The 12,462-nt window shown below is 57.4% G+C and carries 11 protein-coding genes; 7 read left to right on the top strand and 4 right to left on the bottom strand.

The features are described from left to right. Positions 1 to 39: 39 nt before the first annotated feature. Positions 40 to 987 carry a LysR family transcriptional regulator gene (locus AC07OG_RS25410; RefSeq protein ID WP_495068426.1) on the bottom strand — a complete coding sequence of 316 codons (948 nt, stop codon included), beginning with the start codon at positions 985 to 987 and terminating at the stop codon, positions 40 to 42. Positions 988 to 1,012: 25 nt separating this feature from the next. Further along, the gene (locus AC07OG_RS25415; protein WP_495068427.1) at positions 1,013 to 2,437 is read right to left on the bottom strand and encodes an FAD-binding oxidoreductase; all 1,425 of its coding nucleotides are present in this window, start codon (positions 2,435 to 2,437) and stop codon (positions 1,013 to 1,015) included. Positions 2,438 to 2,780: 343 nt separating this feature from the next. Here AC07OG_RS25415 and AC07OG_RS25420 point away from each other — a divergent pair, with 343 nt between their 5' ends. From AC07OG_RS25420 to AC07OG_RS25445, 6 genes are all read left to right on the top strand, one after another. Then, positions 2,781 to 2,972 (top strand): LuxR C-terminal-related transcriptional regulator, encoded by a 192-nt coding sequence (locus AC07OG_RS25420; protein WP_495068428.1) that lies wholly within the window; start codon positions 2,781 to 2,783, stop codon positions 2,970 to 2,972. After that, positions 2,969 to 3,178 (top strand): hypothetical protein, encoded by a 210-nt coding sequence (locus tag AC07OG_RS25425; protein WP_495068429.1) that lies wholly within the window; start codon positions 2,969 to 2,971, stop codon positions 3,176 to 3,178. The genes AC07OG_RS25420 and AC07OG_RS25425 overlap by 4 nt, the downstream gene beginning before the upstream one ends. A 367-nt stretch (positions 3,179 to 3,545) precedes the next feature. After that, complete coding sequence (locus AC07OG_RS25430; RefSeq protein WP_121102046.1) at positions 3,546 to 4,481, top strand: LysR family transcriptional regulator; 936 nt, start codon at positions 3,546 to 3,548, stop codon at positions 4,479 to 4,481. Positions 4,482 to 4,647: 166 nt separating this feature from the next. Then, a complete protein-coding gene (gene tcuA, locus AC07OG_RS25435) occupies positions 4,648 to 6,102 on the top strand; it encodes an FAD-dependent tricarballylate dehydrogenase TcuA (protein WP_495068434.1) in 1,455 nt (484 codons plus the stop codon). Beyond that, on the top strand, positions 6,089 to 7,246 hold the full coding sequence (tcuB, locus tag AC07OG_RS25440) for a tricarballylate utilization 4Fe-4S protein TcuB (RefSeq protein ID WP_495068430.1): 1,158 nt from the start codon (positions 6,089 to 6,091) through the stop codon (positions 7,244 to 7,246). Before tcuA ends, tcuB begins: the two co-directional genes overlap by 14 nt. Positions 7,247 to 7,293: 47 nt before the next feature. After that, on the top strand, positions 7,294 to 8,592 hold the full coding sequence (locus AC07OG_RS25445) for an MFS transporter (protein ID WP_477791980.1): 1,299 nt from the start codon (positions 7,294 to 7,296) through the stop codon (positions 8,590 to 8,592). 176 nt (positions 8,593 to 8,768) lie between these two features. Here the strand turns inward: AC07OG_RS25445 and AC07OG_RS25450 are convergent, their stop codons facing one another. Further along, positions 8,769 to 9,917, bottom strand: a complete 1,149-nt coding sequence (locus tag AC07OG_RS25450; protein ID WP_495068431.1) for an MFS transporter — start codon at positions 9,915 to 9,917, stop codon at positions 8,769 to 8,771. A 108-nt stretch (positions 9,918 to 10,025) separates the two neighbouring features. Next, positions 10,026 to 11,171 carry an alpha/beta hydrolase gene (locus AC07OG_RS25455; protein WP_495068432.1) on the bottom strand — a complete coding sequence of 382 codons (1,146 nt, stop codon included), beginning with the start codon at positions 11,169 to 11,171 and terminating at the stop codon, positions 10,026 to 10,028. 96 nt (positions 11,172 to 11,267) lie between these two features. Between AC07OG_RS25455 and AC07OG_RS25460 the strand changes: the two genes are divergently transcribed. After that, complete coding sequence (locus AC07OG_RS25460; RefSeq protein ID WP_218423373.1) at positions 11,268 to 12,161, top strand: LysR family transcriptional regulator; 894 nt, start codon at positions 11,268 to 11,270, stop codon at positions 12,159 to 12,161. Positions 12,162 to 12,462 lie beyond the last annotated feature (301 nt).

A 12,462-nucleotide genomic window follows, 5' to 3' on the forward strand; every position in this document is an offset into this window, starting at 1 on the left:
TCTTTATTGTTGTTGTCGAAGCGAAAATGAAACGTTTGTTCAGGTAGCAGGCAGTAAGCGTGTCGAAGGCCATTCACCAGATCGGCACATGTCGTGCACCACTTGGCTTATCAGTTGCGCGATCAAGGTCCGCAGGTTGCTGGCAGGTCGCGTACCGCAGGTGCAGATACCCAGCGTCCGGAACACGCCAGGCACAACGAAGGGGTGGGCAACCAAACGCCCTTCCGCCACTTCCCGCATCGCCAGGTTGAGCGGCATGATGGTCGGGCCAATGCCGGCCTCGACGGCACTTTTGAGGATGTAGACCGAGTTGACTTCCATGGCCACTGCGGCGGGCGCGCGCTGTTGCTGTGCCAGGGCAAGATCGACGACGGCCCGGGTGCTGTGACTATGGGCCCTGCTGGGAAAGACCAGCGGCCGCGCCACGGCCTGGGCCAGGGTCACCTCGCCGGCTGGCGGCGCCTCAGGGTCATTGGCGCGATGGATCAGATAGAGGTCCTCCTCGATCAGTGGCGTAAAGCTCACTTCCGCAGGCAATCCGGTGGGTGTGAACAGCGCGATGTCGACACTGCCACGGATCAACTGATCGACCAGATTGCCGGTCAATTCTTCATTCAATTGCAGCTCCACCTTAGGGTAGATCCGGCCCACCGCTTGCAGCAGCGGCAGGGCAATGATCGGCGAAACACTCTGCGGCAGCGCCACTACGATGGACCCCGTCAATACGCCATGCCCCGGCAGGACCGCCGCCTTGGCATCGCGCAATTGCTTGAGAATGCCCAGGGCATACTCGTAGAACACCTGGCCCGCCTCGTTGATGGCGATGCCGCTATTGCTGCGATGGAACAGCGTCACTCCCAATTCATCCTCCAGCGCGCACATCTGCTTGCTCAACGCCGATTGCGCGATGAGCACCTTGCGCGCCGCCGCTGAAAGGCTGCCCGCATCGGCAACGGCCAGGAAGTATTTGAGCTGACGAATTTCCATACGCGTACCTCTTGCAATCTCGGGTTTACGCCACCGGTGTACCACGGGCAAAGATCTTCCCGGGGTTCATCAATTGCTGCGGGTCCAGCGCTGCCTTGATGGCAGCCATAGTGTCTACCGCGTTCTGGCCAAATTCCGACAACAGGAATGATTGTTTGGTCAGGCCGACGCCGTGCTCTCCGGTGCACGAACCGTTCATGGCGATGGCGCGTTCGGCCAGACGGTGCGCGACGATGGTTGCCCGTTCCAATTGTGCCGGATCGTCCGGGTCGATGAGGATCACCGCATGAAAGTTTCCATCGCCAACATGGCCGAATATGGGGGCCAGCAAGTCGTGTTCCTGCAGATCAATGGCCGTTGCCTCGATGCATTCGGCCAGTCGCGAGATAGGGACAACCGCATCGGTCGTGACCGAGCGGCAGCCAGGGCGCAGCGCCAGTGCGGCGAAGTAGGCATCATGCCGCGCCTGCCACAGCCGGCTGCGGTCTTCAGGATGCAGTGCCCATTCAAAGTCCTGTCCACCCTGCTCGTCGGCTAGCATGCGTAGCGTTTCCACCTGTTCCTTGACGCCGGACTCGGAGCCATGCAGCTCGAAGAACAGCGAGGGCGCCTCTTGCAACGTGGTCTTGCTGTAGGCATTGAGCGCGCGAACCGTCAGTGCGTCGATCAGTTCAATGCGCGCCATCGGTATGCCCAACTGGATGGCCTGGATAACCGTGCGCACCGCGTGATCGACGCTGGGAAAATTGCACACGGCCGCCGAAATGGCCTCCGGGATCGGGTGCAATTTCACCGTCAGCTCGGCAACGGTGGCCAGGGTGCCGCCGGAGCCGACCAACAGGTGAGTCAGGTCATAACCTGCCGACGACTTGCGTGCCCGGCCACCCGTCTGCATCACACGACCATCGGCAAGTACGGCCGTCATGGCCAGGACGTTTTCGCGCATCGTTCCGTAGCGCACTGCGTTGGTACCCGACGCTCGGGTGGCCGCCATGCCACCCAGTGAAGCATCGGCACCCGGATCAATCGGGAAAAACAAGCCAGTACCGTGCAACGCAGCATTCAACTGCTTGCGGGTCACCCCTGGTTGTACCGTGACGTCCATGTCGTCGATGCGCACTTCGATGATCTGGTTCATGCCCGACACATCGATGCAGATGCCGCCGTGTATCGCATGCAGCCAACCCTCCAGAGAGCTGCCGCTGCCGTAGGGGATGATCGGCACTCGATGGGTGTGGCAGGCCTTCTGCACGCTGACGATCTCTGCAAGGCTGTTCACAAAGGCCACCGCTTGCGGCGGCATGGGATCGAGGGCGGAAATGTCACTGCCGTGGTGCTCGCGCACACTCACTGAAGAACTGAACCTGGTACCGAGCAGGGAAGTCAGTTCTTCGAGCAGCGCTGATGGCAGCGATTGGAAATCGAATGTATTGATCGCAGAGCCTTGCATGCAGAGATCTCCTTTTATTTTTTTCATGCCGGGCGACGTTGGAGTACGAGGCATACGGCACGGGAGTTGGAGTGGAAGCTGGCTATATCTTAGATGCATAGACCTGGTAGCGGTTATGCAGAATAGAGATCGCCCTATCCCTGGGGAAGATGGGCGCCGGGTATGACGCCGTCATAGCCAATGATGAGGGAGCGGGTTCGACAGGCTGGGAATCCCGCCGTTGAAAAACCGCGAAAAAAAGGGAGCGGATCTATGTCCAAAGGGGGGACGGAAAAATAAAACCTTCCCGTTTTCGCTGTTCCTTTTTCGCTGTCCCCTTTTTCGCTGTCCCCTTTTTCGCTAAATGTTGCCGCTGATCGTTGAAGGCCTGTCCAACAAACATATCGCCAACCGGCTGGGGACCAGTGAAGTCACCGCCAAAGTCCACCGCAAACACATCATGGAGAAGATGCAGACGCGCTCGCTCGTCAGCCTGGTCAACCTGTTTGGCTTGATTGCCGCAGAGGCCCCGTTTGCCATGCAGGACTCTTCATGACGATCGACACTGGCCCCCCCCCCCCGCCATCGTCCAGTGCCATGCTCATTGTCTATATCGTGGACGACGATAAATCGGTGCGCAAAAGCCTGGCTAATCTGCTGCGTGGAGCGGTTGGATCGACAGCCGATATCTGCCGCTCGCGACAGGCAGAAATCGGCCAGGAACAGTCATTCGACACTCCCCGTGCCAATCGTTTAAATTGACCCCCTTAGTTACCATGCTGCCTCAAAAAATGACCAGCACTTTCCAAGGCAGCTGTCTCTGTGCCGCCGTCAGTTACGAAATAAAATAATGCACGTGCCTATCATCCAGGGCGCGGAGTGCATCACGACTTACCGCTCTTCGGGATCAGTGCTTCGTCAGTTTTGCGGCCAGTGCGGTTCGTCGCTGTTCTGGTCGCGGGCCACAGTCTCGATGACAGCTTCGGGTCGAAACTGCTACCCGTCCTCGACGAAGTGCACGCGTTCAACGGTCAACCCAAACCTGCGACAATGCTGCCCCTTCGGGCTTCGTAACTTGCGTGGCAAACGTTCAGGTATTTGAATAGCAAATTCGCGGGGAGCAGCCACATTGGAATTGAGACAACTGCGCTATTTCGTAAAAATCATTGAGCTTGGCAGCCTGGGGCGTGCGGCACTTGAACTGGACGTTGGTGTGTCAGCCCTCAGTCAGCAAATCTCCAAGCTGGAAAGCGAACTGTGCACCCGCCTCCTGAATCGAACCTCTACCGGCGTGACGCCCACTAGCGCCGGATTTGCGTTTTTACACCATGCCCAATTGACGCTACGCCAGGCGGAAAACGCAATCATGGCCGCCCATCGCGGGCGAATGAGCGGCTATGTCAGCGTCGGCTTACCGCCGACTACCGCAACGGTGCTCGCGTTGCCGTTGATCAACGCAATGCGTGCGCGTTATCCGGACATACAACTGCATTTGGTGGAAATGCTTTCCGGCCACTTGGCGGCGCAGCTCAACGCACGGCAAATTGATCTGGCCATCTTGTTCCAGCTCGAAGGGGGTAAACGCTGGAGCGTGACTCCGCTGCTGGATGAAAAGCTGTTTGTCATTGCCTCGCCCAGTCTGCCTCAAGCGCCTTCTGGTGATAGCGTGCAGTTAGCAGACCTCGGCGGCCTGCCGCTGGTGATGCCCAGCGCGCAACATGGATTGCGCTCGGCATTGATGAGTGCGTTCGAGCGAGTTGGGCTAACACCCAATGTCATTATGGAAGTCGACGGTCTCGCTGTGTTGATGAACGCCGTTCGGGCAGGTCATGCAGCAACGATACAACCGGGGGCGGCCGCTGCATTGAAAGACGGGTCCGGACTTTCACTGATCAGGATTGCCGATCCTCATGTGGGCCGGCGTAATCTTCTGGCGACGCTGGCTGACGACGAACTCTCTCCGGCGGCGCTGGCAACGCGGTTGGTCATCGTCGATGTGGCGCGACAGCTGGTCGTCGACAAACAGTGGCCTGGAGCTACATGGATAGAAGGTGTAGACGCGTAATCCTCCTTCACCCGGACAGATTAGTCTCTCTTGACGACAAAGCCTTTAGAAAAACTAAACACCCCGCGTCAAACGGCGCCTTTCGGCCACTCCTTCCTCACCCTATCGTTCTCCCTACTCGCAAGGAGCACTTCGTTCCCGCTTCCTTGCAAATCGAGGAGCGATGATGATCGATGTTTTAATCATAGGGGGTGGCAACGCTGCCTTGTGCGCCGCTCTGATGGCGCGAGAAGCGGGCGCCAGCGTAATGCTGCTGGAAGCCTCTCCAAAAATCTGGCGCGGTGGCAATTCCCAACACACCCGTAACCTACGGTGCATGCACGACGAACCGCAGGACGTGCTGATCGATGCCTATCCGGAAGAAGAATACTGGCAAGACCTGCTGAAGGTCACCGGTGGCCTTACGGATGAAAAGCTTGCACGCATTGCAATTCGGGCATCGTCCTCTTGCCGCGACTGGATGCGTTCACACGGCGTGCATTTTCAGCCACCGCTGTCTGGCGCGCTGCACGTCGCGCGGACCAATGCATTTTTTATGGGCGGCGGCAAAGCGCTGGTCAATGCCTATTTCCGCAGCGCCGAGCGCCTGGGTGTAAAAGTTCGCTACAACACGCAAGTGACCGACATCGAGTTGGATGAGGGGAAATTCGTCGCCGCCCATGTGGGCGAACATGAGGTTGATGGCCAGCGTTTCGCCGCCGAACGAATTGAAGCCCGGGCCTGCGTGTTGGCGGCCGGCGGTTTCGAATCCAACCGTGAATGGCTGCGCGAAGCGTGGGGTCAGAACGAACGCGGTGAATGGCCATCGGACAATTTCCTGATCCGGGGCACCCGATTCAACACCGGCATTTTGCTACGGCGCATGCTCGATCTTGGCGCAGATGTGATCGGCGATCCGACGCAAGCACACATGGTCGCGATTGATGCCCGTGCGCCACTCTACGACGGCGGCATCTGCACCCGAATCGACTGCGTATCGCTAGGTGTGGTGGTCAATCGTGATGGCGAACGCTTCTACGACGAAGGTGAGGATTTCTGGCCAAAACGTTATGCGATCTGGGGGCGTCTGGTGGCCGGACAACCCGGTCAGCAGGCGTATTCGATTATCGATCAACAAGCCATCGGTCGCTTCATGCCGCCGGTGTTTCCCGGAACTACCGCCAATACTCTGCAAGACCTTGCCCGCCAGTTAAAGCTGCCTGAAGAAAAATTCGTCAAGACTGTCGAGGACTACAACAGCGCCTGCCGCGTTGGCACGTTCGATCACACGGCGCTGGACGACTGCCACACCCAAGGACTGATGCCCGCCAAAACTCATTGGGCGCGGCCATTGGTGAAACCACCTTTCTACGCCTACCCGCTTAAACCGGGTGTCACGTTCACCTACCTCGGCCTCGCCACCGACGAAACCGCTGCCGTGCATTTCAACGGCAAAGCGAGCCCCAACCTGTTCGTCGCGGGAGAAATGATGGCCGGCAATGTTCTGGGCAAGGGCTACACCGCCGGCATCGGCATGGCCATCGGCACCGCGTTTGGCCGCATAGCCGGTGTGCAGGCGGCCGCTTCGGTGGGCTTTGGCGTTTCATCTGCAAACACGGAGTCTCGATATGCAACTGTTTGATCCCCAAGCGTCGGGCGGGTTGATCCCGGTGTTGAATCTTGACGAAAGTGAAGTCCAACGGCAGATGACCATCTGCAATGCCTGCCGTTATTGCGAAGGCTTTTGTGCGGTATTTCCGGCGATGACCCGGCGCTTGGAATTCACTCAGGCCGACATCCATTACCTGGCGAACTTGTGCCATAACTGCGGCGCGTGCCTGCACGCTTGTCAGTACGCCGCCCCACACGAATTCGATGTCAACATACCCAAAGCCATGGCCAAAGTGCGCTTGGATACTTACGCCGAATATGCCTGGCCGCAAGTGATGGGCAAGTTGTATCAGCGCAACGGCCTGACCCTGGCACTGGCTTCCGGTGGGGGACTGGCGTTGTTTTTATGCCTGACCCTGATGCTCATGGGCAACCTGTTCACGGCCATTCCCGGGGGTAACTTCTACAAGATTTTCCCGCATAACACCCTGGCGCTGATGTTCGGCTCAGTGTTCGGCTTTGCGGTACTTGCCCTGACCATGGGTGTACGGCGCTTCTGGCGCAACGTTTCACCGGTCGCAGTGCCACTGCCGTTGAAAACGTCCGCTGCATTGGAGGCAACGGCCAACGTCGCGAAGCTCAAATACCTGGACGGCGGCCATGGCGAAGGCTGCAACAACGTCGATGATCAATTCACCTTGTGGCGACGACGATTCCACCACCTCACCTTCTACGGCTTCATGCTGTGCTTCGCCGCCACCGGTGTCGCCACGCTCTTTCACTATCTGCTGAAGTGGTCGGCGCCTTATCCGATCTTCAGCTTGCCCGTGATGTTGGGTATTGCCGGTGGCATCGGCCTGCTGATCGGCCCGGCGGGTCTTCTTTGGCTGAACCTGCGTCGCAACCCTGCGCACGGGGATGAGAACCAAAAACCCATGGATCGCGGCTTCATCGCGCTGCTGTTTTTGGTCAGTGCAAGCGGCCTGGCGCTACTGGCTTTGCGTGAAACCAGCGCCTTGGGCTTGATGTTGGCTATCCATCTCGGCCTGGTCATGGCGTTTTTCTTGACGATGCCTTACAGCAAATTCGCCCATGGAATATTCCGCAGCGCAGCGCTGCTCAAACACACCATTGAGAAGCGTCAACCCAACCCGATAAACGCCGGCAGCGACTGACGGTTAAAACACTCATTCCAAAAACAATAGTGAGCATAACGGTAGCCATGAAAACGACAACGGCAACAACCCGAGCCAAGGGGTCCAAATTGGGCGCCATTTTGCGGGTCACCAGCGGTAACTTTCTCGAGCAGTTCGACTTCTTTCTGTTCGGGTTCTACGCGACCTACATCTCCCAGACCTTCTTTCCAGCCACCAGCGAGTTTGCCTCGCTAATGATGACCTTCGCGGTATTCGGCTCCGGATTCCTGATGCGCCCGTTAGGCGCCATTGTGTTGGGGGCGTACATCGATAAGGTGGGCCGTCGCAAGGGGCTGATCGTGACACTGTCGATCATGGCCGCCGGTACCGTATTGATCGCCCTGGTGCCGGGCTATGCCGCCATCGGCGTGGCGGCACCGATTCTGGTGTTGTTGGGCAGGCTGCTCCAGGGCTTCTCGGCCGGAGCGGAAATGGGCGGTGTTTCGGTGTATCTGGCGGAAATTTCCACCCCCGGTCACACCGGTTTCTATACCAGTTGGCAATCGGCCAGCCAACAGGTGGCGATCGTCGTCGCGGCCGCGTTGGGCTACACGATCAATGCCACGATGCAAGCCGCTGAGATCGCCGATTGGGGCTGGCGTATTCCGTTCTTCATTGGCTGCGTGATCATCCCGTTCATTTTCATTATTCGCCGCTCACTGGAAGAAACCGCTGCCTTCACTGCTCGCAGCCATCGTCCAACAACTCGCGAAGTTTTCCGCTCGATGCGTGACAACTGGCGCACCGTACTGGCGGGCGGCTTGCTGGCGTCCATGACCACCACCACGTTCTACCTGATTACGGTCTACACACCGACGTTTGGCAGGACAGTACTGAACTTAAGTACCACCGACAGCCTGGCGGTCACACTGCTGGTCGGCATCAGCAACTTTATCTGGCTGCCTATCGGCGGCGCCCTCTCCGACCGCATTGGCCGGCGGCCGTTGTTGCTGGCGATATCGTTGCTGTGCATCTTCACCGCCTATCCCGCCATGCACTGGCTAGCAGAGGCGGCGAGTTTCGAACGACTACTCGCTGTTCTGCTGTACTTCTCATTCTTCTTTGGCATTTACAACGGCGCCATGGTCGCGGCACTGACCGAAGTCATGCCACAGAACGTGCGGGTAGTCGGGTTTTCACTGGCCTTCAGTTTGGCCACCGCGGTGTTCGGCGGTTTTACCCCGGCAATCTCGACGCTGCTTGTACAGGCCACGGGCGACAAGGCATCACCTGCCTACTGGCTGATGTTCGCGGCGGTGTGCGGGTTCACGGCGACGACAATTCTGTATCGTCGGCAAAAAGCTTCGGCAGTCAGAACCGTTTAGTTCCCTAATCGCTGATCGCTTACAGCGCCTCGATCAACGGCGGGAACCGAATTAGAGTCGCATGAGGTCGATTACAGCCTTTCGTCAGGGCAGTAATCGGCCAATAGCAGACGTAGGATCAAATCCGATCTGACAAATTGTGGACAGTTGCCTGCCTTGCTCAAATCTGCCTTCTATTAAACCTGGTTTCGCGATGTGAAAAAGGCCGTCACTGCTGCGAGTACCAGCAAGATAGAGCTTGCGAGAAATGTCATGCGATAGCCGCTCCCGTCGAACAGCAGCCCGCCGAGGGTAGAGCCCAGCGCAATGGATAGCTGAATGACTGCCACCATCAGGCCGCCACCGGCTTCAGCATCCTTGGGCAACGCCTTGGCCAACCACGACCACCACCCCACAGGCGCCGCCGTCGCGATCAGGCCCCACAGCCCAAGCAGTAAAAAAGCTGCCACGACTCCGCCGCCAAGGACAATCAAGGAAAGTGCAATGGCGGCCATCAAGAGTGGAATGCAGACCAGGACGCGGTACATTCCGGTTTTCAGGAAAGTGCCGATCAGAATGGTCCCGACAAAACCCGCCACGCCGATGACCAGCAGGATCATCGACAACATGGATACATCTACACCAGTGACGGTTTCCAGGAACGGGCGCAGATAGGTGAACAATACAAACTGCCCCATGAAGAAAATGCCCACACTCAACATGCCGAAACTGACCAATGGGCTCTTAAACAATCGGAAGACATTGCCAGCGCCCGGTTTGCGCGGCGCCGGCGTCATGGCTGGCAGGCTGATCCACTGCCAGATCAACGCGATGATCGCTACCGGAATAAGGCAGAAAAAAGCACCCCGCCAACCGATGACACTCCCCAGATAGCTTCCCAGTGGTGCGGCCACTACGGTTGCCAAAGCATTGCCGGCGTTGAAGATTGCCAGAGCCTTGGGCACGCTATGGGCAGGTACCAGGCGCATGGCCATTGCCGCCGACATCGACCAGAATCCGCCGATCACCACGCCGATCAGCGCACGCCCAATCATGTACACCGTATAGTTCGGCGCCAGACCGACCACCAGCCCTGACACACACATAATCCCGGTCAGTAGAAGCAACAGCGTCTTGCGGTCCATTGAACCCGCCAGTCTGGAAATCGAAAGGCTTGTCAGCACCGCGAAGGCGCCGGAGATGGCGATCCCATACCCAGCCAGTCCTTCACTGATTTGCAGATCCGATGCGATCGGCGTGAGCAAACTGACAGGCATGAACTCCGAGGCGATCAACGCGAATACGCACAGTGTCATCGCAAAGATGCCACTCCAGTAAGCCGGCATTTTCCCAGTCCCCGGCGTGCCTAGGGCCTCACCAGCCGGGGAGTCGAATACTTGAGCCGTCATTCAAAAACCTCTCATCAAATAGTTGTTGGCTGAAGCATTGGCCTTTTAGCCAACCACCGTCAGGTGCCGGGTAAAAAAGTCGGTGAGCTTGGTCCAGGGAATCAAGTTCACGCGGTCGTACAGATCCACGTGACCCGCGCCGGGAACCCAGGTCAGTTCTTTAGGTTCGGCGGCGCGTTGGTAGGCATCCTCGCTGAACTCTTTGGAGTGCGCATGATCGCCAGATATGAACAGCAGCGGACGCGGGGAAATCGTTTCGATCTCGTTGAATGGATAGAAATTCACGAACCTGACTTCACTGGTCAAGGCGCGATTTTGCGTCAGTTCCAACGTACTGCCATGAGGGATATGGATGCCGCGTGGCGTGCGATAGAAGTTCCAAAACTCGCGAGTTACCGGGTCGGTTTCCTTGCCAGGCTGCGCAGGCAGATAGTTCAGAAATTGCAATTTTCCGGTAGAGAACTCGTCATAGCGTTGCTCGGCGGCTTTGGTGAGCATGGCCTGGCGTTGCTCGACAGTCGCTGAGTGCCTCAGACCATAACGGGTGACGGCGCCCATGTCATACATGCTGACGGTGGCCACGGCTTTCAAACGCAGATCCATCTTGGCCGCACTGATGGCAAAGCCACCGCTGCCACAGATACCCAGTACGCCGATACGGTTGCGATCGATAAAGTCCCGCGTGCCAAGGTAGTCAACGGCGGCACTGAATGCGTCGGCATACATTTCGGGGGCAACCTGGTTACGAGGCAGGCCCTCACTCTCTCCCCAGAAAGGCAAGTCAATCGCCAGCGTGATGAAGCCTTGTTCCGCCAGCTTTTGTGAATAGAGCATGGAGCTTTGTTCTTTGACTGCTCCCATGGGATGCCCGACGATAATTGCAGGCACTTTAGCGTTTCTAGCCAGATTTTTGGGCGTTACAAGATTGCCCACAATTTGAAGATTGTATGAGTTCTTGAAGGTCACCTTTTGCACGGTGACCTTGTCGCTTTTGTAAAAATTGTCGGCGCCTTCCGGCGGGCTGACAGCGCTTTTCGAGTCAGCTGCTAGTGCAGAACCGCCTGCGACTGAAAGGACGCCCAGAGCCGCAATGCTGACGCCGGTGGCCTTTACGAATGCGCGCCGATCAAGCCCTGGAGAGTCCAAGGCTTCTGTAGCTTCAAGGTGGGTTACAGGTGTCTCGCTCATCATCAGTACTCCGTTCCAGATAGGTGACAGAGCTTGACGGATTAGAGATATCTTGATTAGTAGGCATAATCTTCATGTGGTTTTGAGAAAAACTCAGCAATGGCCAATACCAAAGTCAACGATCTCCAAGCTTTTCTGGCGGTGGCGCGAGATCAAAGCTTTACGAAAGCCGCCGCCAAACTGGGCATTACTCCTTCTGCGCTGAGTCATACGATCCGGGCACTTGAACAAAGACTGGGGATACGACTGCTGGCCCGCACGACACGCAATGTGTCGCCCACAGAGGCGGGAGAAAGATTGATGCGCTCGATCGCTCCGCTTTTTGATCAGATCACTGCCGAGCTTGAAGCGCTGGGCGAGCTGCGGGACAAGCCCAGTGGCACGATTCGTATTTCCTGTACTGATGATCAGATTGAGTTGTGCATTCGGCCGATGCTTGCAAGCTTCCTGAAGAGCTACCCGGATATCACTCTGGAGTTCTACGTCGACTATGGATTCACCAACGTGGTCGAGGAGCGATTTGATGCTGGCATTCGCATGGGCGAATCGATCAGCAAAGACATGATCGCCGTTCGCATAGGGCCGGATTGGCGGTTGGCTGTGGTGGGCTCTCCAGAATATTTCGAACGCAACCCGGCACCAACAACCCCCCATGAGTTGACCGGGCATGACTGCGTGAATATCCGCCACAGACCATCAGGGGCGATCTACGCATGGGAATTTGAAAGGAATGGCCAGGCTTTTACCGTCAAGGCGGAAGGACAACTTGTTTTCAACAGCATCATGCATGTACTCAATGCCGCCGTTGATGGCGTTGGCTTGGCCTACGTACCAGAGGAATTGGTAGCACCATATCTGGCTGACGGCCGACTCAAAGAAGTCTTGGCCGACTGGTGCCCTGAGTTTCAGGGTTACCATTTGTATTACCCCAATAGACGCCAGGCGTCTCCCGCCTTTTCGGCATTGGTGGAGGCGCTGAAATATAGAAGCTGAGCCTTCCACATTCGACGCGCGGCAACGTCTGCTATGGGTCGGTTGCAGCCTCTCGCGCAGGGCAACAATCGGTCGGCTTCAGCCCTTCGCGCGCTACCTTGAAGTCGCGACGTATTCCGGGGTTCAGAAACCAGGTACAGCGACCGCTGTATGACGTTTTGTCAGCCAATCTGTATCTAACGCCCCCCCTCTGACTCCACTACTATCCCCTATTCTACCCAGGTACATCCCACCCGAGAGGCGCAAGCCGTTTTACGCTGACCTGACCCAACTTCCAATCCGTCACGTCTTCCTTTGGAGT

The sequence above is a fragment of the Pseudomonas sp. GW821-FHT09H03 genome, assembly GCF_059415945.1.

What these genes read in the sequence shown, in the direction of transcription:
- AC07OG_RS25410 (WP_495068426.1), bottom strand. Translation starts at nt 987, where the DNA reads ATGGAAATTCGTCAGCTCAAATACTTCCTGGCCGTTGCCGATGCGGGC.
- AC07OG_RS25415 (WP_495068427.1), bottom strand. Translation starts at nt 2,437, where the DNA reads ATGCAAGGCTCTGCGATCAATACATTCGATTTCCAATCGCTGCCATCA.
- AC07OG_RS25420 (WP_495068428.1), top strand. Translation starts at nt 2,781, where the DNA reads ATGTTGCCGCTGATCGTTGAAGGCCTGTCCAACAAACATATCGCCAAC.
- AC07OG_RS25425 (WP_495068429.1), top strand. Translation starts at nt 2,969, where the DNA reads ATGACGATCGACACTGGCCCCCCCCCCCCGCCATCGTCCAGTGCCATG.
- tcuA (WP_495068434.1), top strand. Translation starts at nt 4,648, where the DNA reads ATGATCGATGTTTTAATCATAGGGGGTGGCAACGCTGCCTTGTGCGCC.
- tcuB (WP_495068430.1), top strand. Translation starts at nt 6,089, where the DNA reads ATGCAACTGTTTGATCCCCAAGCGTCGGGCGGGTTGATCCCGGTGTTG.
- AC07OG_RS25445 (WP_477791980.1), top strand. Translation starts at nt 7,294, where the DNA reads ATGAAAACGACAACGGCAACAACCCGAGCCAAGGGGTCCAAATTGGGC.
- AC07OG_RS25450 (WP_495068431.1), bottom strand. Translation starts at nt 9,917, where the DNA reads ATGCCGGCTTACTGGAGTGGCATCTTTGCGATGACACTGTGCGTATTC.
- AC07OG_RS25455 (WP_495068432.1), bottom strand. Translation starts at nt 11,171, where the DNA reads ATGATGAGCGAGACACCTGTAACCCACCTTGAAGCTACAGAAGCCTTG.
- AC07OG_RS25460 (WP_218423373.1), top strand. Translation starts at nt 11,268, where the DNA reads ATGGCCAATACCAAAGTCAACGATCTCCAAGCTTTTCTGGCGGTGGCG.